28 protein-coding genes and 1 riboswitch are annotated in these 26,351 nt (G+C 43.7%); of the genes, 14 read left to right on the forward strand and 14 right to left on the reverse strand.

Features of this window, described 5'->3' with window-relative positions:
• Window positions 1-173 precede the first annotated feature (173 nt).
• Complete coding sequence (locus M1D71_RS16350; protein ID WP_458122823.1) at window positions 174-308, forward strand: hypothetical protein; 135 nt, start codon at window positions 174-176, stop codon at window positions 306-308.
• A gap of 343 nt (window positions 309-651) precedes the next feature.
• The gene (locus tag M1D71_RS16355) at window positions 652-2,106 is read left to right on the forward strand and encodes an IS1182 family transposase (protein WP_458122824.1); all 1,455 of its coding nucleotides are present in this window, start codon (window positions 652-654) and stop codon (window positions 2,104-2,106) included.
• Between the two features lie 155 nt (window positions 2,107-2,261).
• Here the strand turns inward: M1D71_RS16355 and M1D71_RS16360 are convergent, their stop codons facing one another.
• The 3 genes from M1D71_RS16360 to M1D71_RS16370 form a co-directional block, all read right to left on the reverse strand.
• Complete coding sequence (locus M1D71_RS16360) at window positions 2,262-2,747, reverse strand: ArpU family phage packaging/lysis transcriptional regulator (protein WP_458122825.1); 486 nt, start codon at window positions 2,745-2,747, stop codon at window positions 2,262-2,264.
• 85 nt (window positions 2,748-2,832) lie between these two features.
• Entirely contained in the window at window positions 2,833-3,057 is a 225-nt protein-coding gene (locus tag M1D71_RS16365) for a hypothetical protein (protein ID WP_458122826.1), read from the reverse strand.
• Window positions 3,058-3,594: 537 nt separating this feature from the next.
• On the reverse strand, window positions 3,595-3,744 hold the full coding sequence (locus M1D71_RS16370; protein WP_458122827.1) for a hypothetical protein: 150 nt from the start codon (window positions 3,742-3,744) through the stop codon (window positions 3,595-3,597).
• A 124-nt stretch (window positions 3,745-3,868) separates the two neighbouring features.
• Here M1D71_RS16370 and M1D71_RS16375 point away from each other — a divergent pair, with 124 nt between their 5' ends.
• The gene (locus M1D71_RS16375; protein WP_458122828.1) at window positions 3,869-4,171 is read left to right on the forward strand and encodes a hypothetical protein; all 303 of its coding nucleotides are present in this window, start codon (window positions 3,869-3,871) and stop codon (window positions 4,169-4,171) included.
• An 86-nt stretch (window positions 4,172-4,257) separates the two neighbouring features.
• Here the strand turns inward: M1D71_RS16375 and M1D71_RS16380 are convergent, their stop codons facing one another.
• A complete protein-coding gene (locus M1D71_RS16380; protein WP_458122829.1) occupies window positions 4,258-4,644 on the reverse strand; it encodes a hypothetical protein in 387 nt (128 codons plus the stop codon).
• Between the two features lie 228 nt (window positions 4,645-4,872).
• Here M1D71_RS16380 and M1D71_RS16385 point away from each other — a divergent pair, with 228 nt between their 5' ends.
• Genes M1D71_RS16385 through M1D71_RS16395 form a run of 3 tightly spaced genes read left to right on the forward strand, consistent with a single transcriptional unit; the run spans window position 4,873 to window position 7,005 of the window.
• Complete coding sequence (locus M1D71_RS16385; protein WP_458122830.1) at window positions 4,873-6,291, forward strand: tyrosine-type recombinase/integrase; 1,419 nt, start codon at window positions 4,873-4,875, stop codon at window positions 6,289-6,291.
• 1 nt (window position 6,292) lies between these two features.
• Window positions 6,293-6,547: a tyrosine-type recombinase/integrase gene (locus tag M1D71_RS16390; protein ID WP_458122831.1), complete on the forward strand. Its 255-nt coding sequence runs from the start codon at window positions 6,293-6,295 to the stop codon at window positions 6,545-6,547.
• Between the two features lie 59 nt (window positions 6,548-6,606).
• Entirely contained in the window at window positions 6,607-7,005 is a 399-nt protein-coding gene (locus M1D71_RS16395; RefSeq protein WP_458122832.1) for a tyrosine-type recombinase/integrase, read from the forward strand.
• Window positions 7,006-7,091: 86 nt separating this feature from the next.
• Here the strand turns inward: M1D71_RS16395 and M1D71_RS16400 are convergent, their stop codons facing one another.
• Together M1D71_RS16400 and M1D71_RS16405 are read right to left on the reverse strand one after the other, a co-directional pair.
• Window positions 7,092-7,301 carry a hypothetical protein gene (locus tag M1D71_RS16400; RefSeq protein ID WP_074095432.1) on the reverse strand — a complete coding sequence of 70 codons (210 nt, stop codon included), beginning with the start codon at window positions 7,299-7,301 and terminating at the stop codon, window positions 7,092-7,094.
• Between the two features lie 143 nt (window positions 7,302-7,444).
• Window positions 7,445-8,722, reverse strand: coding sequence for a YCF48-related protein (locus tag M1D71_RS16405; RefSeq protein WP_458122833.1), 1,278 nt, complete (start codon window positions 8,720-8,722; stop codon window positions 7,445-7,447).
• Between the two features lie 288 nt (window positions 8,723-9,010).
• Here M1D71_RS16405 and M1D71_RS16410 point away from each other — a divergent pair, with 288 nt between their 5' ends.
• Window positions 9,011-9,940: an L-lactate dehydrogenase gene (locus tag M1D71_RS16410; protein WP_458122834.1), complete on the forward strand. Its 930-nt coding sequence runs from the start codon at window positions 9,011-9,013 to the stop codon at window positions 9,938-9,940.
• A 388-nt stretch (window positions 9,941-10,328) separates the two neighbouring features.
• Here the strand turns inward: M1D71_RS16410 and M1D71_RS16415 are convergent, their stop codons facing one another.
• The 5 genes from M1D71_RS16415 to M1D71_RS16435 all read right to left on the reverse strand — a co-directional run bounded on the left by M1D71_RS16415 (window position 10,329) and on the right by M1D71_RS16435 (window position 16,256).
• Window positions 10,329-11,543, reverse strand: a complete 1,215-nt coding sequence (locus M1D71_RS16415; protein ID WP_458122835.1) for a chromate transporter — start codon at window positions 11,541-11,543, stop codon at window positions 10,329-10,331.
• A gap of 38 nt (window positions 11,544-11,581) precedes the next feature.
• Complete coding sequence (locus tag M1D71_RS16420) at window positions 11,582-12,505, reverse strand: tyrosine-type recombinase/integrase (protein WP_458122836.1); 924 nt, start codon at window positions 12,503-12,505, stop codon at window positions 11,582-11,584.
• Between the two features lie 99 nt (window positions 12,506-12,604).
• Window positions 12,605-13,684: a hypothetical protein gene (locus M1D71_RS16425; protein WP_458122837.1), complete on the reverse strand. Its 1,080-nt coding sequence runs from the start codon at window positions 13,682-13,684 to the stop codon at window positions 12,605-12,607.
• A 532-nt stretch (window positions 13,685-14,216) separates the two neighbouring features.
• On the reverse strand, window positions 14,217-15,584 hold the full coding sequence (locus tag M1D71_RS16430) for an amidohydrolase family protein (protein WP_458122838.1): 1,368 nt from the start codon (window positions 15,582-15,584) through the stop codon (window positions 14,217-14,219).
• A 120-nt stretch (window positions 15,585-15,704) separates the two neighbouring features.
• Complete coding sequence (locus M1D71_RS16435; RefSeq protein ID WP_458122839.1) at window positions 15,705-16,256, reverse strand: CGNR zinc finger domain-containing protein; 552 nt, start codon at window positions 16,254-16,256, stop codon at window positions 15,705-15,707.
• A gap of 138 nt (window positions 16,257-16,394) precedes the next feature.
• Between M1D71_RS16435 and M1D71_RS16440 the strand changes: the two genes are divergently transcribed.
• The 7 genes from M1D71_RS16440 (at window position 16,395) to M1D71_RS16470 (ending at window position 22,311) form a co-directional block, all read left to right on the forward strand.
• Entirely contained in the window at window positions 16,395-16,895 is a 501-nt protein-coding gene (locus M1D71_RS16440; RefSeq protein WP_458122840.1) for a DinB family protein, read from the forward strand.
• Between the two features lie 83 nt (window positions 16,896-16,978).
• Window positions 16,979-17,132: riboswitch (FMN riboswitch) on the forward strand.
• 144 nt (window positions 17,133-17,276) lie between these two features.
• A complete protein-coding gene (locus M1D71_RS16445) occupies window positions 17,277-18,257 on the forward strand; it encodes a DMT family transporter (protein WP_458122841.1) in 981 nt (326 codons plus the stop codon).
• Window positions 18,258-18,445: 188 nt separating this feature from the next.
• On the forward strand, window positions 18,446-19,942 hold the full coding sequence (locus M1D71_RS16450; RefSeq protein WP_458122842.1) for an amidase: 1,497 nt from the start codon (window positions 18,446-18,448) through the stop codon (window positions 19,940-19,942).
• 217 nt (window positions 19,943-20,159) lie between these two features.
• Window positions 20,160-20,672, forward strand: a complete 513-nt coding sequence (locus tag M1D71_RS16455) for a DUF3231 family protein (protein WP_458122843.1) — start codon at window positions 20,160-20,162, stop codon at window positions 20,670-20,672.
• A gap of 177 nt (window positions 20,673-20,849) precedes the next feature.
• Entirely contained in the window at window positions 20,850-21,689 is an 840-nt protein-coding gene (locus M1D71_RS16460; RefSeq protein ID WP_458122844.1) for a manganese catalase family protein, read from the forward strand.
• Window positions 21,690-21,791: 102 nt separating this feature from the next.
• The gene (locus M1D71_RS16465; RefSeq protein WP_458122845.1) at window positions 21,792-21,986 is read left to right on the forward strand and encodes a spore coat protein; all 195 of its coding nucleotides are present in this window, start codon (window positions 21,792-21,794) and stop codon (window positions 21,984-21,986) included.
• Between the two features lie 13 nt (window positions 21,987-21,999).
• A complete protein-coding gene (locus tag M1D71_RS16470; RefSeq protein ID WP_458122846.1) occupies window positions 22,000-22,311 on the forward strand; it encodes a spore coat protein in 312 nt (103 codons plus the stop codon).
• Between the two features lie 66 nt (window positions 22,312-22,377).
• Here M1D71_RS16470 and M1D71_RS16475 read toward each other — a convergent pair whose 3' ends face one another.
• From M1D71_RS16475 to M1D71_RS16485, 3 genes are read right to left on the reverse strand one after another with little or no spacing between them, the layout of a single operon-like run.
• Window positions 22,378-23,496, reverse strand: coding sequence for a GerAB/ArcD/ProY family transporter (locus M1D71_RS16475; RefSeq protein WP_458122847.1), 1,119 nt, complete (start codon window positions 23,494-23,496; stop codon window positions 22,378-22,380).
• A 20-nt stretch (window positions 23,497-23,516) separates the two neighbouring features.
• The gene (locus tag M1D71_RS16480) at window positions 23,517-24,725 is read right to left on the reverse strand and encodes a Ger(x)C family spore germination protein (RefSeq protein WP_458122848.1); all 1,209 of its coding nucleotides are present in this window, start codon (window positions 24,723-24,725) and stop codon (window positions 23,517-23,519) included.
• A gap of 12 nt (window positions 24,726-24,737) precedes the next feature.
• Window positions 24,738-26,336, reverse strand: a complete 1,599-nt coding sequence (locus tag M1D71_RS16485) for a spore germination protein (protein WP_458122849.1) — start codon at window positions 26,334-26,336, stop codon at window positions 24,738-24,740.
• Between the last annotated feature and the right edge of the window lie 15 nt (window positions 26,337-26,351).

Below are 26,351 nucleotides of genomic sequence, written 5' to 3' on the forward strand. Positions count from 1 at the left end.
AGGAACGCCCCAGTCCAATGCCGCATGTGCAGCTGTGCGTTTCATTCGCGCCTTTTTCTATGCTTCTAATGTATCACGTCTAAAGTCTAACGAAAGTATATGTAGATAAATTGCCATTGCTGACAGATGGCGCAAAAACTACTCTTAAAACTTATCTGAGTTATCAGGTACTTATGCAAGCGCTGGATATTATGGTAGACTTTACAGGTACCGCAGAGGATGGTCTATCCAATGCTCTACAATCTGTTGGTGTTCCAGCATGGTTAAGTGATGCAGCAGCAAGAGCAATCGTCTTCTTCTTGCTGTAAAGCACCAATATTTAAGGGGGACTAAACGTGTACATACTTTCACTGATCATACTTATAATTACAGGTTTGGTATCCGTAATTGATATCTTATTTGGCATAAAAGAATCGGGCGAAGGTATCAGAATATTTGTCAACGTTTCACAAGCCCTATTCTTCTTATCGTTACTATTCTTTGTAATAAAGATGTCTACCCGAAAGAAGTAAGCATCAAAAAAGGAGAGCTGTTAATTCGAGGCCACTGAAAAGTTCTCATTTAGAAAAAGGTAAGGTTCTTCAAGAAAATTGGAGAAACTTACCCTTTTTTGCGTATAATTGAGTTATCACGAAAAGTAGGTGAGAGCGGATGATTCGACAACAACAAAGCTTAGTCTTGAGTCCTTATGCAGCATTGTATGACATCGTCGTTCCGAAGGACAATATGCTCCGTAAAATTAACGAGCTCGTGGATTTCACTTTCATTTATGAAGAACTCGAAGCTAAATATTGTTTGGACAATGGACGTAACGCCATCGATCCTATTCGCATGTTTAAATACTTACTGCTTAAAGCTATCTTTGAACTGTCTGACGTAGATATCGTCGAACGCTCGAAGTACGACATGTCGTTCAAATACTTTCTCGGTATGGCGCCAGAAGATTCTGTTATCGACCCAAGCTCCCTGACAAAATTTCGCAAACTGCGATTGAAAGATATGGATTTGCTGGACATGCTCATTGGTCAAACGGTGACGCTTGCGATCGAGCAGAATATCGTGAAGAGCCATTCCATTATTGTTGATGCTACGCATACAAAAGCACGCTACAATCAGAAGTCACCACAAGAAATTCTGCAAGACCGTGCGCGGAAATTGCGCAAAGCTGTGTATACCTTGGATGAATCGGCCAAAGCCAACATGCCGACAAAGAATACAACCAACGAACTCGAAGGTGAAATCGAGTATTGCCAGAAGCTTGTCGCTTTCATCGAAACTGAATCTGGGATCGCACAAGTGCCAAAAATTCTAGAGCCTCTCAACCTGCTGAAAGAAACGATTGCAGATGACGTCGAGCAACTTCGCTTGGCGGCGGACCCCGATGCACGAGTGGGACACAAGAGCGCAGACTCGGCTTTCTTTGGATACAAAACACATCTGGCGATGACCGAGGAACGGATTATTACAGCGGCCGTCATTACAACAGGAGAGAAAAATGATGGTAAACAACTGCAGGAGTTAATCAAAAAAAGCAAAGCAGCTGGCATGCAGGTGAAGACTGTCATCGGAGACGCAGCTTATTCCGAAAAGGATAATATTGTTTATACTAATAAAAATGAGATTGAACTTGTAGCGAAACTCAATCCACTCATTACGCAAGGCAACCGTAAGAAGGAAGAGAAGTTCCTGTTTAATAAGGACGTAGGGTTGTATGTGTGTCCAGCTGGGCATATGGCCCTCCGTAAGGCACGGCAAGGCAAGAAAGGTGTCGGTGCAAACCAAACAGACACATATTATTTTGATGTGGAGCGATGCAAGCGTTGTCCACTAAAGGAAGGTTGCTACAAAGAGGATGCCAAAAGCAAGACGTATTCCGTTTCGATTAAATCCGAGGAACACTCCGAACAAATGGCATTTCAAGAAACAGAATATTTCAAAAATAAATCCAAAGAACGTTACAAAATTGAAGCAAAAAACAGTGAACTCAAACATGGACACGGGTATGACATAGCCACATCCTCGGGTTTATTTGGCATGCAATTACAAGGTGCAATGGCCATATTTGCTGTAAATCTAAAGCGAATACTAAAGTTAGCAGATGAATAAATTCGGGAATCTAACTTGCTTAGGGTTCACAAAAAGAAGACATCCATCCCAAAATAGGGATCCAGATGTCTTCTTTTTGTAATAGGTACGTACCTACAAGGAAAAATGCGAGTTCTTCAGTGGCCTCGTTAATTCAGCTCTCCTTTTTCTATACGTTAACATACGAATTCCTGGCCTATCTGAGTACCTTCCGCGACTTCCAATCTTAATGCAGCCGCTACAATACTAATTGCCTCATTCTTTAATCTTCTGAATGTACTATCACTTAGTCCCATCTCTCCACAGCTGATATAATCGAATTCACCTTCATCGTCCAAGTAACTACGTTGTATTACTTCTCGTTGTACAGAAGATAGCTTCTCCATAGCAAGAGTCAACAACCTGTCTTTCTCTTTCAACTCAGCTTCCTTGTCCACATTATATATTGCAACTCTCTCTGTTTGCTTACTAATTGCATTAGTAGACTGATGTTCTCCATAAACATATGCCTGCGTAACTGCTGCCTCACGGCGGATGAAACCGTTCTGCCGGTACTGCCGAACGGTCTCCAAATATTCCTCCACAGCACGGCGAGTAGCTTTTTCATCTGTCGGCAGTATGTTAAACGTCAGTTGTAAGTTGTTTTTTCGTCTTTTCCCCATTTTGATCCCCTCACCCGTGGTATAATTTGATGAGGTTAATTCGATGTGTCCCCCGCCTGGCCGCCAAGCTTGCGGGGGATATTTGTTATTCCTGAATGACCTTACTGCAAAAATGGTCCCATTCCGCTTCACAGTCTTCAGCACTCCATCCACTTACCAAGTCCTCCGGATAACCGTATTTCAGTAACAATGCTCTAAAATTCCTTTCCAACTTACCACTCACCCCCACGTTTGTAGTACCTGCTGTTGCCGTTGTGCTGTTGTGGAGCAGTAACCAGCTTGTCAGGCCGTTTAGGTGGATGCTCAGCACCAATTGCCTTCAAATGACTTGCTATCTGCTCCGGTGTCCACACTACGATAATCGATCATCAGCAGATCCTCCTTAAATCTAAATTTAAAATGGAACTTTTTAATATATTTGTCGTATTTATCATTAAAAGGAGATGACTAAATTGATAATGATTATATTAGGTGTCATAATAATCGCGCTCACGCTGTATGATCACAAATATCCTAACTCTACGGTGTCACGATTTTTTAAGCGTATCTCTCTTGGCGACAAGAATGTAGAGAGCACACAAACCAGCAGTGCAATGGGTGTAAGTTCTGGTGTCATATTTATCTTAATAGGAGTTGTAGCAAAACTTTTACCACTATTCTAGAAGACAATACATACTAGTGCGTATTCTTTATTACTAATCCCCTTAGAAGAGGCCCATGCCTCTTCTTTTATTTTCTATATATTTGGAGAACGACGCTCCATTTTTGAATTACCTTACCCATGTGAATCCTCGGTACCGATCTTCGATCAGATATGACTTGCCACGCGGAACAAAATTACTCGGCTCTACTCGCAGAATGCCGTAACCCGTCTGGACCGATCCTTGTTCCACCAGTTCAGTACCTGCATTTTGATCCGAACTACGCGGCATCCATTTCGGATCAACTGTGCCAGCTTATGATCGATCAACTGAATTACCTTTGGTGAGATTGCCATTTCCTCAGCTCCTTTAATTTTCAGCTGCCAGCGATACGACAGTCCACGTGCGATAGGCCCCGTCTCAGCATCAAATATTGAATCTTCTAATCTCATTAGACGTAATAGATAATGAGGTGAAAAAATGAAAATAAAAACAGTGTGGAAATGGACAAATATTAGTTGGGGATTACTATACATAGCCTTTGTTGTAGTGTTTGTCATAATCCTAGGTTTTTTTATGGCTGGAATGCTTCAAGATCAAAAAGCATTAATTGATACCGCTGCAATGAGTACAATCACTTTGTTGCTTGCTCTGGTTTCACTACCAAATTTATTAGTTCAGCTGCTATCCCTTCTTGATATAAATCAAAAGAAAACTTACACTGCTACAAAAAAATGTCCCAACTGTAGACATATTATTGATTTGAAGATTACTGAAGATTAAAGAATTTAGTACATATGTTCTATTCAATGAATGTAGCTGATCACCCCGGCCAACTTTGACCGGGGATGCTGCTATATGAAAGATGCTTAGACTGCCAAGCCATCCTGCATCATCTTGGCTACTCGCTTTTTGTAGGCGTTAAACTTGGAGCTGATTTGTGAACTCGGAATGTTCATTTCTTTTGAGATCTCCAACCATGTCTTGCCCTCTACCTTCCGTTGCTGAAGCAGTGCAGGGAAATCAGCAGGACCATCAGTGAACTTGATCTCATCAAAGATCGGCCGTTGATTGAGAATGAACTGTTCGAGTTGTTCCTTATCGATCTCAGCAGGTGCACTATATTTGTCACTTGCAGGTGGATCTTCTTGTGCTACGTGTTGGTGATCTGCTGCCGACTTCGGATCACCCTCCCCGCCTTCAGAAGTAAAGTCCATTTCCTTCGATCCGGACTGATCATCGCCGCCATCCTTCATCCAGTCTGGAATGTCATTGTTATCGTTATCACCGTAACGATCATTTGGATCGGTACCAGGATCTTCACCATCTGTCGGTGAAACAGTTGGTTGTTCGTTCTCATTCTCAGATTCTTGGCCGTCTCCGGTCGGCTCCTGCGGCTGAATCGGTTCTCCATCTGGACCAAATACAACTGTTATTCAATCAGAAAATAATGTACCAACGAAAATAAAAGTACCTTAGCTGAAATGACTGCTGGTGAGTTTAAAAATCAGTTTAATGCTACAGCCGAGAATCACAGTCTAAATCAGATTGTGATTAAAGAACTGAGCCGGGAATTCAACGACGATAGTACTATGACATTCACTTACGCCTTTGATGAAAACATCAATATGATCATGAAGACAGATAAGAAATTAAAATTAAACGAAGTCTTTATTGTAAGTAACGAAGACATTACTGCTGATTCAGGAAAGGACACTTTAGCTGTAATAGCTTCAACTACAATGACAGTAAACCCAGATTACGGAATTGAAGATGTGAATGAACTCCTTACTAGATTAGGTTGGCTAGCGGAAAATAGTGACCCTATGAGTTTTACTGGGAGCTTAGACGATAATGGAGTATTTTATAAGATTAAATCACAGGATAATATAGTGACATTTGATATTAAACCTTCAAGTATAGAAACACAAAATTCTCAGACAACGTCAGATGCTGAGGAAACAGAGAATTCGGCTCACCTTAAAGAGTCACTAGGAGTCACTCCAGAAGAATTTAAGGATAGATTTAATGGATTCACAAAAGAGCTAGATTTGGCCATGAATATCAAGAGTCTGCCGATTGATCCAGATTCCATTATTAAGAACTTTGAATACTCTTTTAGTGATGACTTATTTCTAGTTGGTACTATAAATAAGGAAAGTGGCGAAGTTAGAGGGATTAGTTTTAATGGTAGAGGTGATGGCACTACTGAGTCTGGTGAAAAACTACTTATAGGAGCTGCAGCAGTATTCGCTGCAACTCAACCCGATGCAACTGTGCAGACAGGCGGTGGCATACTCAAAAAATTAGGCTTGTTTGAAGAGGGAATAGATTATAAATACATAGATGCAAGCACTATTCTTAATGGTTTAGAGTATAGAGTCATGTCTGTAAAGGCAATGGCATCTTATACAAAGATTAAGGCTAACAATAAACAAGGATACAAATGGATATGTACTTTAGAGGGTCCTCCTGATCCTTTAACTGGAAAGCGGAAACAGATACCTCGAAGAGGTGATACTCAGAAGGAAGCATTCGCTCGTGCTCAAGCTGTGTATGATCAATTATCAAGAGGTATTAATGCTAAGAAGAATAAGAGTTTAATTTTTGAAGATGTGGCTGAAGAATGGTTTAGAGTTTATTCTAAAGGTAAGGTGAAAAAACGAAGCATTATAACCAGAGGAGTTGAAATCAAGAATTTAAACAAACACTTCGCAAAAAGAAAGATCTCTAGTATTACTCATAGAGATTTTCAAGAGTGTCTTTATCAGTTGTTTGAACAAGGATATTCTTTCAACACTATAAGCGGTTTTAAAACTACTGCGAACATGATCTTTCCATATACTATTAAAAACAAATACATTCTTGATAATCCAACTACGGACTCCATTTATTCCTGTTAAGATGCTTACTGTAGCTGAAATAGAAAATAAGGATAAACTTGTTGAAGAAAAATATTTAGATCGAGTTGAGCTAATAAATTTTTTCAACGTCATAAATATTTATGGAATATACTTAGACAAAGAGATATTTAACCTCTTAGCCTTCTCTGGATTTCGATCTGGTGAACTTTGTGCACTTAAATGGCCAGACATTGATTTTGAAGCAAATCATATTAGAATAACCAAAACTCTTCATGCGAAAAGCTTTATTAATTAGAATTAACACCACCGAAAACAACTTCGTCAATAAGAGTCGTACCTATAGACGAATCTATAATGAATATGTTGAAGAAGTTTCAGCAACAATCCGATAATAGTTATCTTCAACATAAAAAAATGTATAAGTATTACCACGATGAGAACTTTGTATTTAGAAAACCCGATGGTTATCCTGTTCACCAGAAATACATTCTTACAAGAATGCAACAACTTATGAAAAAAACAACTATAAAGAAACATGCTACACCTCATATTTTCAGACATACTTATATAAGCATGCTTGTTGAAGCAGGTGTTGATTTAAAAACGATTATGCAACGAGTGGGTCATCGGGATGAAAAAATAACTCTCGGAATATATACTCATGTCACTCAGAAAATGCAAAATAATGCGGACCAAAAGTTAAAAAAACATTTTGCTGAAGTGTTAAATATGAGTGTGCTGCAGGAAATGTGATTTTTTTAGTGATTTTTTATAATAAGAAAGCCCCCAGTTGGGGGCAAAACGTTGATATATCAGCTTTTTTTGATCAGTTTTGATTACTATGCGTACATCAAGTCCATAAACCCGCGCGTTACATCTCCGCCTTCGGCTGGTTCGGGCTGGTCTGCCTGTGCGTGTTCTGCCATGCAAGCCTTCACTGCTTCCTCTGTCGTACAACGATTGGCATCGTCACATGTGTAGCATAATTGAAGCATATATCTGGTTAATTCGTCCGCCTGCGTGAATTGAGTCTGACCGTTGGTTCTCATCTTCATCACTCCCATCTCTTGTTGAGTTAAATATATCACCTTCTGGAGGATTAGTTTGTGATTTATTTCACATACTAAAAAAAGAAAAGGAACCCTCCGGCTCCTCTACTTTCCTATCTATTCACATCTATAACACATTACTCTTAAAGTACTTTCCAATGTACGCCGCCGTCTACCGTTTGCAGTAACAGCGACCTTTTGGCATCCGTATTTTCAACCAATATCCAGCCAAGCTTGGACGTAACCATCTGAATCTTCACAATCTCCGGATAATCCTCGAGAATTTTTTCCAGTACACTGTTTGCAGGAAGGGCGTTCCATGTTTTTCCTGCATCCTTGGTGTGGTAGGTTATACCTTTTTGCATCGCCCAACCTTCTGATGCGTTCAGGAATACTGGTGCAAGATTGCGATTCGTACCCGTTTGTTTGTTCAAACTGAAGTTGGACAGCTTCCAGCTCTTTCCGCCATCTGTTGTGAAGAAGCCATTGAAAGTCGTGCTCTCCCCTTGGGAACAGGACATTGACATCCAGGCCGACTGTACTTCACGTCCAAAAAATTGTGGTGAACTGACACTGAAATTACCACACCCGTTGAATTTGTTTCGATCAAAGAAAGATGGCCCAGTGTCCCAGTTCTCTCCCCCGTCTGACGTTACATACAACTTCGGTGTGCCGAACTCAAGCGCTGTTAAGAAACCATGCTTTGGATCCGAGAAAGTCATCCCTGTTGTGTATCCACGTTTGGAAATCTCTTCTGCTTCCTGTTTGCCGTCTTCATCACTGGATGACATCCGATTCCAAGTGATACCACCATCCTCGGTAAAGTAGAGTTTCTTGTCCTGTTTACCAATAGCGGTATCCACCGTGGTGAGAATCCAGCCTTTTTCAGGAGATACAAATGAGATCGCAGTCACTTTATCCGTTTTGGACAGAGAAGACAGACTCCAACTTACGCCTCCATTGTTGGTACGAAGCACCATGGTATCTGTTCCACCCATGCCTTCACGAACAATCCAACCGTGCGCACGATCTACAAAATAAATGCTTTGTCCATATTTAGGGTTAGCCGGAAACTGTACATTTTCCGAAGGTGAAATATTGATCCAGGTCTTTCCCTGATCCTGCGTGTAGTACAGACGCAGCGCATTTCGTGTTACCCCCCATGCCAATCCTCCGTTGTCATTGAGCAACTGAAAATCGGTCAAACGGGTCTGAATTTGGTACTTGGCCATATCCGCAGATTCCGTACTGTTCACCGGGGGAACAACGGTTAACGTCTGTCCTGTATTCCCAGCATCCTCCTGCTGTTGTGGAGGCTCTGCTTCTGGCGGTTGATCCGAGTTGGTGCAGGCAGCCAGTAAGGCTACTATACCTATAGACAGCAATGCTGTCTGCGCGATTTTAATCCATTGCGAACGCAAGTGGGTTCCACCTCTCTCATCCAATATACAGGCGCGCATGCCTGTCCTATGGCGTTTTATTTACGATTCATCAGAATCCACTGCTCCTATTCTACCACAAACCTTGTGTAAAAGGCTCATTGCCTGCTCAATGCCTGCGCTGCAGCCCTTTTCATCCTATTATGTTTTTCGACGGAATAATTGGTAAAAAGACATGAAATGTGAACTATTTTATAGACAACACTCGCTTTATGTTCACTAATCCCTTAATATGGATGGAAGTATAACCCAAAAGGAGAGGATATGAACATGACAAACAGTGCAGCGCTGAAACCAAGTCGTGTCGTGATTATAGGCATGGGTGCGGTGGGAACAACAACGGGATACACGCTAATGTTGAGACAGCGTTCGTCCGAGTTGGTATTTGTGGATGTGAATCATGATAAGGCAACCGGCGAAATGCTGGATATGAACCACGGTCTTCCATTTACGGGTGGCGTGAAAGTATGGGCTGGCGATTACTCCGACTGCAAAGATGCGGATATCATTATTATTACAGCGGGTGCCTCCCAGAAACCAGGCGAGACCCGGATTGATCTGCTGAAGAAAAATGCAAGCATTTTCAAAGATATTATTGAGCGTATTACTGAAGTGAATTCTCATGGTATTTTGCTGATTGCAACCAATCCTGTAGATATTCTCTCCTATACTTCATGGAAACAAAGCGGATGGCCTGCTTCCCGTGTGATCGGTTCGGGTACATTGCTTGATAGCGCACGTTTCCGTTACCTGATTGGTAAAAATAAAGGGATCGATCCGCGTAGTATTCACGCCCACATTATTGGTGAGCATGGCGATTCCGAAGTTCCCGTATGGAGCCTGGCTAACGTTGCAGGAACAGATCTGGAACTGGATGAAGAAACACAACAGGATATCTTCGACCGTACCAAAAATGCAGCGTATGAGATTATTAATGCCAAAGGCGCGACTTCCTATGCAATCGCTCTTGCTCTGGACCGCATTGTAGCGGCAATTCTCGGCAACGAAGGCTCCGTTCTGAACGTGTCGACGTTCCTTGAAGATTACAATGGCGTCTCGGATGTCTACCTGGGCGTTCCATGTGTTGTAGATCGCAACGGTGTGCGTGAAATTCTGCCTCTTCCGTTGAATGAAACCGAGAAGGTGGCTTTCCAGGCATCTGCTAACAAATTAAAAGAACAGATCGCTGGACTGGAGTAATCCAATCAAGCAATCATTCATGTCGTGAACAATTCAGCACGTTAAACGTTGTTAATTAACATATTGCACAGCCAAAAAGGCCATTTGTTTCTTCTATAGAGAAGAGGCGAAAGGCCTTTTTGGTTATGATAATCAGATTACCATTTTCTTGGGAAGATTGATTTAAGATTTCATTTAAAGAATGTTCACTATATCAGTTTACATAATTAATATTATGTATAATTGTTCCTGGATTATTATTCTAAATTTCCGTTATTTCTGTTTTTCACCTTATCATTTAATAAATAACTGGAATTGTATGAATATCACAAAATAGTTCACACGAAAAAGAGAGGGTAGAATCCTTGGATTCTACCCTCTCTTTCCTTTTTCGAGACCACTCGGCCACCTAAATGGACTCTATTAGCATACCTCCGACAATCCCTGCAACAACTATGACCCAGGGTGGACACTTCCAGAAGGTAAGCATGATAAACAATATGCTTAGCAACGAGAAATCAGCTGGTGTGATGATGGCTGTCGTCCACAGTGGTTGATACAGCGCAGCCAGCAAAATGCCTACTACTGCTGCATTGACCCCAGTCAGAGCCCCTTGAATATGCGGATTTTTACGCAGAGCACTCCAGAAAGGCAGCGTTCCGATGATGAGCAAAAAGGCGGGCAAAAAAATCGCTATAGTCGCAACGATTGCACCTGTAATCCCCATTGTTATGGCACCCAGATAGGAAGCAAACGTAAAAAGTGGACCTGGCACAGCTTGAGTTGCTCCATAACCAGCCAGAAAATCATCTTTGCTTAGCAACCCTCTGGGTACCAATTCCTGTTCCAATAGAGGTAGAACGACATGTCCTCCACCAAATACCAGTGAACCCGATCGATACATATAATCGAATAAGGATAACCACTCGATCCCCGTAACTTGACGCAATACCGGGAGTGCCATAAAGAGACCGAAAAAAGCGATCAAACACAGCACGGCTACGGTTCGACTTATCGGAACTACAAGATCAGGAACATGTGGAGGGGGTGATTTTCGATAGAGCCACCACCCAACTAATCCTGCTAACAGAATGAGTACCACCTGACTGTATATGGCTGTCCATAGTAAAGCAACAGCAGCTGTTATTACAGCAAGTGTAACTCTCACTTTATCTGGTGTAAGTTTCTGTCCCATTCCAAGGATCGCATGAGCAACAATAGCTACAGCTACAATTTTCAATCCGCTAAGCCATCCGGCGTTGCCGATATCATATCCTTGTAATAGGAAAGCAAATATCACCAAAGCAATCACGGATGGAAGCGTAAATCCGATCCAGGCGATAAGCCCTCCAGTAATACCAGCACGAATGATACCAATGCCCATGCCAACCTGGCTACTCGCCGGTCCAGGGAGGAACTGACACAGCCCCACAAGATCCGCATAGCTTCGCTCATCCATCCATTTTCTTTTACGTATATACTCATTGTGAAAGTATCCCAAGTGTGCAGTAGGTCCCCCAAAGGACGTTAAGCCGAGCTTCGTTGATACCAAGAACACCTCCCATAGGGAGTGTATTCTGGAACGTGGGGTATCTGGCACCAAACTCTGCTTCTCTTCTTCCATACTGATGCATCTCTCCTAATCATGAAGTAGTTGTGTCATCACCTTACGCTCGGAAGTTTAACGTCGAGCAAAGCCATAGCTTCTTCTTTCTCCCTACTGGTGACGTGAGTGTACACGGTTGTCGTTTGAATCGACGCGTGACCAAGCAGCTCCTGCACCGTACGCAAGTCAGCTCCACGTCGTAACATCATGGTCGCGAAGGAGTGACGCAACTTATGACTTGAATAGTTCTGGCGTTGATTAGCAGGTGATTCCTGCTGGAAGCGATCAAAGGTCTCGGTCGATATGAGCTGTATGCTGCGAATCGACAGTCTCTTCCCTTTTTGCGAGACAAATAACGCTTCCTCTTTTGGCCGCCAAGGGTCCAATCGCTCAGCCATAGCTTGAGATAACACGTCTGCCACGGTTTCCGGTACAGGAAGCGAACGCCACTTACGGCCTTTACCGAAGACATCTAGTGTACGCCGCTCCGCATTATAGTCTTTGCAATTCAAGGCATGCACTTCTCCCACCCGTAATCCCATATACCCCATCAGGAGGAAAACAGCCAGATTGCGTGTCCGATACTTGCCATCTACCGACTCCAGAAAACGCGTCAGACCACTTTCATCAAGGAAAACCGGTGCACGGTTTTTCTCGGTTTTGGATTTCTTAATCCCAAAAGCCGGATTATTCGTTAATACTTCAAGTTCAATGAGGGACTTGTAAAAACAGTTCACCGCCGCATGTTTGCGATTTCTCGTGGCATCGCTAACCCCACGCTCCCGGGCACGGGACAGAAAAGACAACACATGCAGCTTTTTGACCTGCTCCAGTGACTTGCCTTGAATGGAGACCAGGAATTCCACCACGTCACCTGTGTATGATTTTACCGTATGTCCTGTATAGCCGGCGTCCTTCATCCATATGTGAAAAGCTTCGAGCTCGTCCGCATATTGCTCCTGGATCTCCTCGGTTATCATCTGTCTACGTCACCTCGATTCAGTTCTTTATAAGTTGACTAAAATTATTTACACTGACACTACGATGGCAGAACAACCTTCCTAAGCTGAACGGAGACCTTATTCCTCATCCACAATGACTACGTCAATCAGTGGAATAATCGCCTCGGGCTTGCCCTGACTGCGGGTAAGTACAAACGATGGCAATGGATTCTCGTGCAGTCCATTTACGGATTCACAGATCTGAATATACAAATCCATATGCAACGTCTCGCCTTCACCCATCACATCAATAACAGGCCAGTCGTTCTGAACACAGGCAGGCCAATAAGCCAGTTCGTTCGCCGGTACGATACTTAATTGCTGAATGGATGGATCAATACGGTAGACCCCTTTTCGTTCAGGCTCATCGCCCAGCTTGTCCACGGCAAGCATTCGAGCGGATGGCTGGTCTGGTGCAGAATAGAGTGAATAACACCAGGGAGTCACGCCCCAGGCAATCGCCATTAGACCTTCTTCCAGCAACGTATCCGACAGTTCCCCTTCAGCAAATTGTTCGATCAGATTATGGTTACCTGGTCCAATCAGTTCCTCCACACGCTTTGCGAGCCGAGGCAGGTCAGCGAGAATAAACCCTCCTCTGCCATAGGAGTCAAATACATGATGGTTCCTAGTCCATACAGGTTGAGATGTCAAAGCTAACGACGCTGCTTCTGCCGGGAAAAGTGATATATATACGGTGATAACCTGCGCATACTTAACCATTGCAAGTTGTTCAGGTTCGAGCGCACCCTCAGCAATACGAGGTGTTTTCATATGCAGGGAGATTCGAAGTTCGTATTCCCCTTCGGCCAATGCTGACCAACCAAGATTCACAGCCTGTTCAACGCCTTCAATAGAAGTGATGGAAATCGTGCTGTCCGTTTTCAGGTTAACAGCATATTGTACGTATGCCAGCTCCTGACCATAGATGATATTGGCATCTTGACGATCGACGGGTGATTCCAACGGTTGCGCAATGACAGATACTTTACGTCCATCCTTCATGAGACGCTGCGGATCAATATCCAACTGTAGGTCATCTGCACCTCCTGGTTGTGAAACAACGATTTGCGCCTCTGCAAGTACGGATGAGTCAGCTAGTGCAAATCCAAAAGCTGCATTTTGATGATCTGAATTCGTATGTAATGGTGTGTTCATGATACATCTCCCTCTTATGTCTGATGGCATGTCACACCCCCAAATATATTTCATATTTGGCTTGTCCGCAACCCCGAACTGTAATCAAGTTAGACACACCCCTATTACTTACCCATATATGAACTACATTCCAACCTTTTCCTTCTATATCGTCTTGATATGTTATGGATGTAGTAGTGAAGAAATGTTCGATTTTGTTCTTTTTCCGCGAATATTATCATGATCTGTTGCACGTGGATGAATATGAAAATGGATTTAGAACAAAACTGCGTATAATTTATATTATGCGTAGTTTTTATGAGTCTTAATTTCTATGAATTCGCTTTTTAATTCTCTGTTATATGAAGTTCAGCAAAAGAGAGCTCTTTTCGTCTTTTTCCGCTGTCTCTTTCTACCTTATTCTGTCTAATTGGACGATACACAGACACGTTAAAGAGCCACATAACGTTATGCGGCCCTTTATTTCGTAATATAGATAGTCGTGTATATGAAAATATGAACTGACCTTATTTCAGGTTTTTATGAGAACGATTCACGAAAAAGTAATTCTCTCCGCGTCTGACATCCGGTATTGGGATAACAAATATTCTTTGCTCTGCATCGCCGCATGGCGGATTGTATCCAGATCAACATGCAAGAGCTTGCCCTCTTGCTTCACGAGTCTGCCTGCCACGAACACGGTATCGACATTGGATGGATTGGCAAATTGAACGACAGCTCCGATCGGATCATGGACGGGGAACAGATTCAGATCGGTGGTACGAATCATGATCAGATCCGCTTCCTTTCCTGGGGTCAGCGTTCCAACCTTCTGCTCTAGTCCCAATGCTTGAGCACCAGCTGAAGTTGCAAATCTCAGTACTTGACTGGACTGCAAGTTCAACTCACCAGGCATCTCACCCTGCTGCAGAAGTTGTTCATTGGCTCTGGATCGTTCAGCCTGAAGTGCAAACTTCATCTGGGAAAACATATCTCCGCCTGTGGACGTCACTACATCTACACCAAGTGTAGGGGTTCCTCCATGTTCGAGAAAATAGCCGGTTGCCGGATATCCATGACCCATCATCATTTCAACCTCAGGTGTGACCGACAAAGAAGCGCCGCTATCGGCCAACATTTTATATTCGTCAACGCCCATGGTGTTACCATGAACGATATTCACTCGTGGACTTAACAGCCCCGCTTCATACAAGTGACTAATGGAACGATCCACCGATCCCCAACTGCCAAATCCGGCATGCATGGAACAGATTGCATCCAGTTCTTGAGCCAGCTCGATCTCCTTCACCGTTGTATCCCAATGACTGAACTCCGGACCACGAATGGCAAGTCCATAGGTAAGCAATTGATCCCGTGATGAAAAATACCGTTCTTTGACTCTTCGCACATCATTCGAATACGTGAGTTGGCTATCCCTATTCCAGTAGTTCGTCTCACCAGGTACTCCATGAGCAAATACCGCCCGAATCCCAGCATCCCGAAGTCCACGAATCAGTTCATCCGTGTGCTCGGGAGAATACGGCATGCTCCAATCCAACACTGTCGTCACTCCTGCATTAAGCGCTTCCAAGGAACCGAGCAGGTTGGCAATATAACTATCTTCTGGACGGAGCTTGCTTCCCATCGCACCATAATAGAGATTTTGCAAATAGACTGGCAAGGACCAGTTGGTTCCCGCTGTTTTGACAAGTGATTCCCACACATGCCGATGCGTGTCCACCAGCCCAGGCATAATAATCATGGATGAAGCATCCATGACCTCCGCATCCGGAATATCAAGGTCGGGTTGGACCGCCGTGATCAGTGAATCCTGGATCAGGACGTCCGCCCTTTTATACTGTCCAATTCGAGCATCCATCGACAACACACAGCCATTTTTCAACAGATAACTTGTCCGCACAAGACACATCTCCCATCATATTTGGTTTGAAAGACGATCATATCCTGCTTACGAATCCGTCCGGCTTATGACTATTGTTTCGCTAGTATATATACATTATATAGTTATTGTTAATATTTTTCAATTTTGGGTTTTTCGTTTCGCTCGAAATCTTCTGACCTTCATCAAGTTCCCGCACATCTTATCATCACAATACTTCTGTGTTCTGCTTCGGGTATCATCATAAAACATCCAGCGGCAATCCGAATTATCACAGATACGAATTCTGCCCGCTCCTCCCTCCACCAAAGTCATTGCAAAGTCAGCAGCTACCTCAGCCATAACCTGATGCCAATGAACTTCTGCCGGAACAAGTTGAATTATCAATTCCTGATTCATTGAGGTCAATCTTCTTCTTATAGTTCCTGCTTCCATAACAGAGTTCAACCATTGTTTCTCCCCATCTGTTAATGATACTCCAGTAGAGACACGGGCTCCCAGGGTCAGCAATTCATCCCTCAAATTTCTGATCTCCAATTCATCTTCAGAGGATGCGGGTACAGGAGCTTGCAGCTTCCATCGATCCAGAAAGTCTCGTTGCCAGTCTGCCTTCCCGAGCCTGTCCTCCGATCGATCTCCCCCACGCCAATCGTGATAATCACTGTTTACAAAATCGGTCCATAGTCTGTCCATATGTGCCTCCGTTTCATGTAACCTTCTTAAATCAATAAAGATGGTTACATTCATTTCTTGATGTGTTATATTAAGTGTAACCTCAATAAGTAATTTTAGCTAGTTACACCACAATAGCACTCAAGGAGGAATAAAAAAATGACGAAAACTACAGCATTAGATGTGTTACTTATTCAAAAGGATGACACTTGGGATCAATGCAATTGGATTGTGCCTTTGTCAAAATCCCTGGAAGGTCTTACAGCAGAACAAGCAGCCTGGGTTCCGCCTTCAGGAGGATTAAGCATCTGGCAGTTGGTTAACCATATGTATTATTACAACCATCGCTTATTATGTCGCATGCAAGGTAAAGAACCCACCCTTCCCGCTGTAGACTCCAATGAATACACGTTTGGGAATTCTGGAGATGCAACGGACGCAGATGGATGGAATACACTGCAACAGGGTACAACTCGGTTAGCTCAACAGTTGCGAGATCAATTGGCGGCGCTACAGGAGTCAGATCTGGAAGCAGCTTATATGGATTCTGAAGAGAAATGGGCACACGAACTAGCTCGCTGGGTACTCCATGATGCGTATCACGCAGGTCAGATCGTGCTTCTTCGCAGACAGCAAGGAAACTGGAATATCATTTTCTGAAAAAATGCTTGAACTGCTAGCGCTTACAGGAATAAGATGAACTTATTAATGTTACAGCTTGTTCAACACACTATATAATTGAATAGGATCTTCGGGGTAGGGTGCAATTCCCAACCGGCGGTGATGTTCTTCGGAACCAGCCCGCGACTCGCTATTTGTTCTTAACGAAGGACATGTAGCGACTGACTTGGTGTGAATCCAAGGCCGACGGTACAGTCCGGATGAGAGAAGATCAACACATTGACATGCCGTTCACGGGAAGGCCTCTTTCCTGACGCATGTCCTTGGATGAGCCCCCGTTTATTTGGTATATACCGAAACGGGGGCTTTTGTCGATTTTGCCAACTGAAGATTCCGTGTTCTGACGAAGGAGTCCTGAATATGGAAAAGACATCATCAGCATCAACGGTTTACCGCAAGGAACGAAGTAATACCGGATTCTGGCTTGTTGTTCTCGGCGCCGCCCTCTGGGGTGTGGATCCACTCTTCCGCATTATTTTGCTTAACACAATGACATCCACGCAGATTGTACTGGTGGAGCATATCATCGTCAGTCTTATAGCCATTCCCGTGCTATGGAAATTCCGGGCTGATCTGAAGAACTTGCGCGCTCGCCACTGGATTGCCGTGATCTTTATCTCATGGGGTGGTTCAGCACTCGCAACGGTATTGTTCACCATGGCACTTACACATAACGATCCCAACACGGTACTGTTATTGCAAAAAATGCAGCCACTCTTCGCTATCGTTCTGGCTAAGCTGTTATTGAAAGAGACATTGCCTCGTCGCTTCGGCGGACTGTTCTTCATTGCACTTGTCGGAACATATTTGCTTACATTCGGCTTCACAATGCCTCTAGGTAACTGGGACAACTGGATTCATGCTGGCAGCCTGTTATCCCTTGGGGCTGCCGCATTATGGGGAGGTTCCACCGTAATGGGCCGATTGATGCTGGGACAGGCGCGTTACGAGACCGTTACTTCCCTTCGCTTCGTCGTTGCTCTCCCGCTCCTGATCTTTATGACGTGGAACGAAGGTGCGGTATGGACGTTTCCGTCCGGAACGGGTGAACAGACTGCTGTCATCCTCAACATTCTTGGTCAGGCATTGTTACCAGGATTGCTCAGTCTTTTGTTATATTACAAAGGTCTGTCGTCGACCAAAGCTTCTGTCGCAACTCTCGCGGAACTGAGCTTCCCGATGGCAGGTGTGTTGGTGAACTGGATTGCTTTCCGTACGCTGATTACATGGGAGCAGTTGCTTGGCTTTATTTTGATCTGGGTTGCCCTCTTCGCCATCTCCAAACAGCAGGAACGATCATCAACTGCGTCCGATGCGGCACCGAAGCTTCGTACAGAGTAAGTGGATGTTTTATCTAAGGTTTATCAAAGGAAATTTTAAACATGAAAGCACTGCACATCGAATTGGATGAGTAGTGCTTTTTTTCTCTTCATTACTCGATACTCGATCATTTTTGTCTTTTATCTATTCCGGTGGTACGATGACATATGGAACAACAGATGAACTATATTCAGAGAGGAACGATCATAATGTCTTCATTCTCATATACCTCCTACGATGCCGTAGGTTTGGCTGAACTGATCCGATCCCGGGAAGTATCTCCGGTTGAATTGCTGGAAGCGGCATTTGCACGCCTTGAAGAAGTAAATCCGCAGCTTAATGCGGTTATTCGTACATATGAAGCTCGTGCGCGGCAAGAAGCAGGCTTGGTTCGCCCTGGAGAACAACCTTTTGCCGGTGTTCCCCTGCTTCTGAAAGATATTTCCCAATCCTTGGAAGGTGAATTTCTGACCTCTGGCTCACGCCTGTTCAGCGAGCATCGTGCATTGCGCAGTTCCAATTTTGTCTCTCGACTGCGCGATGCAGGCTTTATCATTATAGGGCATACCAATACGCCAGAATTTGGTTTGAAAAATATTACCGAGCCCCGTCTTCATGGTCCAACTCGCAATCCATGGAATATCAATCACTCTCCAGGTGGTTCAAGTGGCGGCGCTGCCGCAGCAGTAGCTTCAGGGATTGTCCCACTTGCCGGAGCCAGTGATGGAGGCGGTTCGATTCGTATTCCCGCTTCCTTCAGCGGCTTGTTTGGTTTGAAACCAACGCGCGGAAGGACACCTGTGGGGCCTGGAGTTGGTCGTCAATGGCAAGGCGCATCCATTGATTTTGCCCTATCCCGCTCGGTTCGGGACAGTGCCGCCCTGCTCGATACTTTGCAAGTCATTCAGCCTGAAGCTGCGTTTCATGCACCACTATTCCCAGGCAGTTACTTGGCAGATATGAGCTATCCTCATCAACGCAAACTGAAAATTGCGTACACAACAGATTCACCTGTAGGTACACCCGTCAGCACAGAAGCCAAAGAAGCAGTATATAAACTCGTTCGCTGGTTGGAAGACCAAGGACATCATGTTGAAGAAAAGCTGAGTCCGGTTAACGGAGTCCGGTTGATGGAGAACTATTATATGATGAACAGTGGCGAGATGGCTGCAATGATCTCTTCCATGGAACGTTCCATGGGACGAATTCTGACCTCAGATGATATGGAGATTGAATCCTGGGTTCTGGCTGAAGCCGGCAAAAAAGTGTCCGCTGCGGAATTTGTGCATAGTCTGGCAGAATGGGATGTAGCTGCAGCGCAGATGTCCACCTTGTTTGAGCGCTATGACTTCTATGTCACACCCGTTAATGCATTTTCTGCGCCCAAAATTGGAGAGTTAACACCTCATGATGAACAGATTCGTAACCTGATGCGGATTAGCGAGTTGGACAAGACCAAGCAGCAGCAACTCATCTATGAAATGTTTGAACCAAGTCTTACGTATACACCGTTCACTCAGCTCGCGAATTTGACAGGCCAGCCTGCAATTAGTGTACCTCTGCATATGACACCAGAAGGCTTGCCTATGGGCGTTCAGGTGATGGCAACCAAGGGCCGCGAAGATTGGTTGTTACATCTGGCTGGACAACTTGAAAAATCAGAATTATGGATCGGGATGAATGGTAACCCACTTTTTCCAGTCTAAAAATACATGTTGCACTCCCACCAGCAGACCTGTTCTGCTGGTTGTTCCTTTTTGAATGAATTACAAGATAAAATAGTTTAAATTCGTCTTTGGTTTACATAATAAAAATGATGTTAATAACTATGGCATCCTCCACTCCCTGTTCAGTGCATAATTTTATAGAATTCAGGCGATCATAAGTTGGTGATACATTAACCTACTGGAGGGAAATCAAATCATGGGTATTCTAAGTGGCAACCCCAAGAACGAACCGATGCACTATGGTGAAATCTTCAGTGTATGGCAATGCTCTACAATGGCCAAAGGCACTGTGTCTTGCTATCAAGCTTATATGAGTCATGCAGGAGATAAAGATTTGAAGAAAATCTTGGAAGACCTGCTGGACCAGGCCAAACTCGAAATTAAAGAATGCGATACACTATTGACTGAAAATGGTATTGCCCCTGCACCTACACTGCCGGAAAGACCACATGTAGAGTTGGAGGATATCCCGGCCGGCGCAAGATTCACAGATCCCGAAATTGCTGCAAAAGTGGCAGCCGATACATCCATGGGTCTGGTTGCTGCGAGCCAAACGATTGGTCAATCCATCCGAGAAGATATTGGTGCTCTGTTCGCCAAATATCATGTGACCAAAATGGCTTTAGGCGTAAGAATTCTTCAAATGAACAAAGAAAAAGGATGGCTCATTCCCCCACCGCTTCAAGTCAAAAGACCGGATTCAGAGTAGATATAATCTGGCGATATCTGAGAATATGTCGCAGTGAACTTATGAGACAAAGCAGGAGAAGTTCCCTATCTCCTGTTTTGTCTTTTTTGTTATTTTACTGTTTAATTTCCAATGATCAGGTTAATAAGATTTTGAATTCATTCAGAAATTTATAACATTTTTATTGGAGGGAATCACATGTTTCGACATCAGCAAGAGTTGCAATTTGAAGTCAAAGTAGATCGTCCCGATCCCATGCTTGCACGTCAGGTTCAAGAAGTGTTGGGAGGACAATTTGGCGAAATGACAGTCATGATGCAGTACCTTTTTCAGGGATTCAATTGTCGAGGTGAAGAGAAATATAAAGATATGCTCATGGATATTGGCACCGAAGAAATTGGACATGTCGAGATGCTCTGTTCATTGATCAGCCAGTTGCTGGATGGTGCTTCTCCTGAGGCACAACAACAAGCCGCTGAGGATCCTGTGACAGCTGCAATTATGGGCGGTATCAATCCGCAACATCTGCTGGTCAGCGGTCTTGGTGGTTTGCCAACCAACTCAAACGGTGTTCCATGGAATGGTTCTTATATCGTGGCAAGTGGTAACTTGCTTGCAGACATGCGTTCTAATCTGCATGCCGAGAGTCAGGGTCGCCTTCAGGTAGCAAGACTGTACCATATGACAACAGATGAAGGCGTACGGGCTACTTTCCGTAAAATGTTAGCACGTGATCGTTATCACCAGTATCAATGGATGGCAGCTATTCAGGAACTGGAGGAAAAGAACGGAGTCGTTGTTCCAGCTTCTTTCCCTCCTGAAGCCGAGCAAGAATCTCAGCCGCAGGCCTATGAATTCTGGAATCTCTCCGAGGGAACTGAATCCGCCGAAGGTTTATGGGCTACAGGAAGTGCACCTGATGGAACCGGAGACTATGTATATATCTCCAATCCTGTTCCAAAGGGACAGATACATGAGCCCGTCATCCCTGCCACAGAACTTCACCATGACCTGGATATGAAATCAACAGATAAATAAAACATTAATTTCTATTTTTTTAAAATATTTTAAACAAATTCCGTTTATATGTTTTATATCAGGGTACTAACATAAAGAATAATCAATTCTTGGAGGTGCTTAATGATGGCAACTAAGGAACTTGCATTACATGAGAAACTCGAAGTACATGAACTGCTAACCCTCAAAACTTCGTGTGCCACCAAAGCTGTAACGATGCTGGAACTGGTAAAAGACGACAAACTAAAATCCTTAATTGAAGAAGATTTGGACAACTCTTCCAAAGTTATTGAAGAATTAAAATCCCTATTAAAATAAGGAGGTTGCTCTTATGACTACAACCAAAACAAAAGAAATGCTCGTTAAAGCCGTTGCTCCCATGGATGATATGGCCATTGCTACCGATATGCTTCTCTCTGCCAAGTCAGCCGTACGTACCTATGCGATAGCTCTTACCGAAACTGCAACCCCCCGAGTTCGGAAAGTTCTTAAGGCTCAATTGGATACTGCAATCGAAACCCACCAAAAGATCGCAGACTATATGATCAAGAATGAGATGTATCATCCCTATAGTATCGAAGAGCAAGTTGAACACGATTTGGAGAAATCAGACATGGCGTTAAAATTGTTGGATGATAACTAATGGTTAACCCTAAAAACGACTCAGTTTACGACTGGGTCGTTTTTTAGATTCCAGAGCATGTGGCATTCATATTTTAGGCTCGTTCATTTCGTTTTTCTGCATCCCTTTCTTTCTCAATAGGATGACAACCAATAGTAGTACGGGTAAATAGACCTGAAATACAGGAGAAGTATAATTTAACGTGAATCCTCGCCCTATCTCAATATGTTCTGTAAATGTCGGTGATAAAAAAGACAACCCATATAGAACAAGCCCTACTGGAAACACCCATTTCCTATAGTTCGCTCCCGTTACTCTTTCGAGTCCAATCACGGCTCCATGGAAAAATGCAGCCATTTTAATACCCAATCCGAGGAACAGGAGTAAAGTGAACAAGGCATCCATCCGTTCAAACACTTCAGTCAAACCGATCAATTGTACTGTCTCCAAAAGCGGGAGTGTACTATAGGTAGCAATCTGAGGACCCAAGACAAAAATGATAAGTTGATTAATAAATGTTAAAGCGAGAGCCGTTAGAGTATAGGCGATAATCACCACTCTATTAAGATTCCTGCCTTTGCGGGCATAGGGATAAAAGACCAGGAACAAGACAACCTGCCCAAATGGAAAGGATACGATCTCCGGAAAAGCAGCTTGGAAAATCGGCTTCCAGCCATTCTCCAACACGGGCAAGACTAGTTCTGGGTGAAAAAGACCTGTAGTGGGAATTAAGAAACTGATTAATGCATAGCCCAGCGCCATGAGCGGAAATAGAATCATACACATGAGAAACAGTACACGATATCCATATCGTACAGTGTTGGATACGACGACAATGGTGATCATGCTTATAATCCACATGGACGTTCTGTTCAGTAAGGTCAATTCAGTGACTTCACTGATGTCACGTAAATTTCGTGAAGCTTCATAAGCAAAATAACCTACAAATGAAAGGCTTACGATTGTCCCTAATATTTTCCCCATATAGCGGCGACACAGAAGAAACAAATCCAATTCAGGTTCCTGATGATGAATAGCCAGATGAAGGAGTAGTAACACCAAGCCACCAGTAGCCCCGGCGAGCATGGCTAACCATGCATCCTGTTTGGCATCTCCACCTATCAGAAACAAGGTTGTACTGCCAACTTCAAATAAGGAAAGACAAACAGCCAATTCAGATACGCGAAGCTCCCTAGCTAATTTCATGATTGAACCTCTCCTTGGTGTTAGTCTTTCTGTTCGCCAAGCAACTTGCTGAAAGAATCTTGAAGCAGACCTACTCGTTGCAGAGTTACGTTTACGTTTATGTTAATATCCATCTGTGCCAATTCACTAGACCAGTTGTCTTTTAGAATTTTCCACTCTTTGGGATGTCTTTGATGTATTTTGTTCGCGATCCCCAACAGATCGACATGAAGCCGCTGGTTCCCTCTCCACCCATTCAATATCTGTGCTTGGATGACTTGTTCAGCCTGTCGCTGCAATTCTTGAATGGTATGTGTACTAACTATTTCCTCTCCGTATGTGCTCTCATCCAGCTCAGCGTCGACCTTTGCATCTACCTGAACAGCATAATGAAGCCCCTTTTTCACAGGAATGATCTTAACTTTTGCTTTACGCACAAGAAAAGAGTTCACCTCACCCTTTGCGTCCGTATAGGTCAAGTTAGTCCAGTTCACCCTGTCTGTTAGCCAGGCGATACCCATACTTTCTTTTTGGTTCAGGACTCCGATCTTTTTGTCTTTGAGAAATACACTTAATCCTTGAAGTCTTAAATTCCCGGGTATTGATGTCTCCTTAAAAATATCAATTGAACTCTGTTTGTTATCGCCCTGTGTATCTGCTGTAACACCAGGAATTCCGGCGGATCCACTGTCTGAAGTGATCTTCAGACCAACCTCATGGATGTTCATCACGGGATAATACGACCCTTTTTCTTTATTCCGTTCCAAAATCTCGGATAAAGCACGCCCAGGCTGTTTCTCTGGAGGAATCAATTTTTCGAGGTACTCTCTTGCCTGACCATCTGCAATAATAAGCTTCGCAGATTCCCTGGAACCAATATTTCGATAATAGTGATCTATTATCTCCGCAATCCCGTATCTTGCCGCTTCCTCACCAATCAGAACGACATTGGTATGTGCAAAATATAATCTTTTGGGATTCTCTACGCTGCTTTGGGCAACAGCTTCCCGAATCGTTTTGCCTTCTGATGAAAATGTGTTCACGGGCGCTTGAGACCCACCAGACGACGATCCAATTGAACTGCTCGCTGGCGGTACAATAATCTGATAGGTAATGATCCACTTTCCATTTTTTCGATCAAATCCTGTTGCCGTTGTGATGCCCAGATCATTTAATTCTGTGTGATTTCCACAACCAGCAGTGATCAGTCCGACCATGAGTAATATTAATATGGACTGCAAGCGAATCATATAAATCGCTCCTTATTCGTTCTCAGCTTCATTAATACGGTCTACAATGTTATTCGAACCCGACGGGTATTGATGAGGGGCTTGTCTCGTCTTATTCATATTCGTCTTCTCATCAGGTCTCGTCTTCATAGCCCACCATGGTACTCTCAACCACAGATCTTTCATATTTGACTTGAAAAACGGACTGTATGGCATTAGGTAGTCAACGCCGAATGACTTCAACGATACCAGGTGCGCAAGCAATGGCACTGCTCCGGCCAATATACCGTATAACCCTAGCGTACCTGCCAGTAACATAAACGGGAAACGCAATAGCCTTACTGCTGTAGCCATACTGAAATAGGGTATAGCAAAATTCGCTATTGCTGTAAAGGAAACCACAATGACCATCGCGCCTGAGACCAATCCCGCCTCTACCGCAGCCTGTCCGATTACCAATGCACCAACAATGGAGATTGCAGGTCCAATGGCTCGCGGCATTCGCACTCCAGCTTCACGAATGACCTCGAACGTAATTTCCATAAGCAGGGCTTCAAGTAATGCCGGGAAAGGGACCCCTTCCCGTTGTGCGGCCAGGGTGACCAATAACGTTGTAGGTATCATCTCCTGCTGAAATGTGGTTAGTGCGATGAAAGTCGAAGGTAGCAACAAGGATACAAGGAAACAGATTAACCGTATAATCCGCAGAAAGGTAGAGATATCATAACGCTGATAATAATCCTCGGGCGTTTGAAAGAAATTAAAAAAAGTCACAGGTGCAATCAACGCAAATGGAGTACCATCTACCATAATGGCTACTTGACCATCCAATAGACTGCCTGCAACCGTATCTGGGCGCTCCGTGTTGATCATGGTCGGAAAAGGAGTAAGCGGTGCATCCTGAATAAATTCTTCTATGTAACCACTCTCGAGTATACTATCTGTGTTGATGGCATTAAGACGTTTGGTAACTTCTTCAATGACTTGTGGCTTGGCAATACCTTGGATGTAAGCCAGTGCAACCACTGTCTGGGTGTACTCTCCAATGGTATGCATCTGGAATTTCAAATCAGGAGTCCGTATTTTTCGTCGAACAAGGGTAATGTTGGTCGTAAGCTCCTCTGTGAATCCTTCCTTTGGCCCTCTGACCACCGTTTGGGACGTGGGTTCCTCCACAGATCTTCTGGCTCCTCCGGCGACCGGCACTGCCAGAACATTCTTTATACCATCAATAAGTATAACGACGTGGCCTGTTAACAAAGCCTCATAGATAAGTTGCGACGAATCTATATTTCGGATATTTCCGGAGGGTAAGATTCTTTTCACTAACACATCTCCCGGTTGATCTTCCGGTAGGTGATTCGTATTCATCCATTGAATGATATTGTCCATAAGTTCAACCAACAGCGTAGAATCTGTCAAGCCTTCCATGTAACATACAGCCAGGGCAGTGCCCTTCCCCTCTAACATAGGGAACTCACGAACTACAAAATCAGGACTATACTCAAATGCCTTGATAATACTGTTAAGTTTATCTTCTAGCGCAATATCCAGACTTTGAGAATGCTGTGTTCGTTTATTGAATGTTTCTCCTTTCTTTTGTGATGTGAAAATCTCCTTTATCCAACGCATAAGCACACAATCACC

Source organism: Paenibacillus sp. Z3-2 (genome assembly GCF_054161325.1).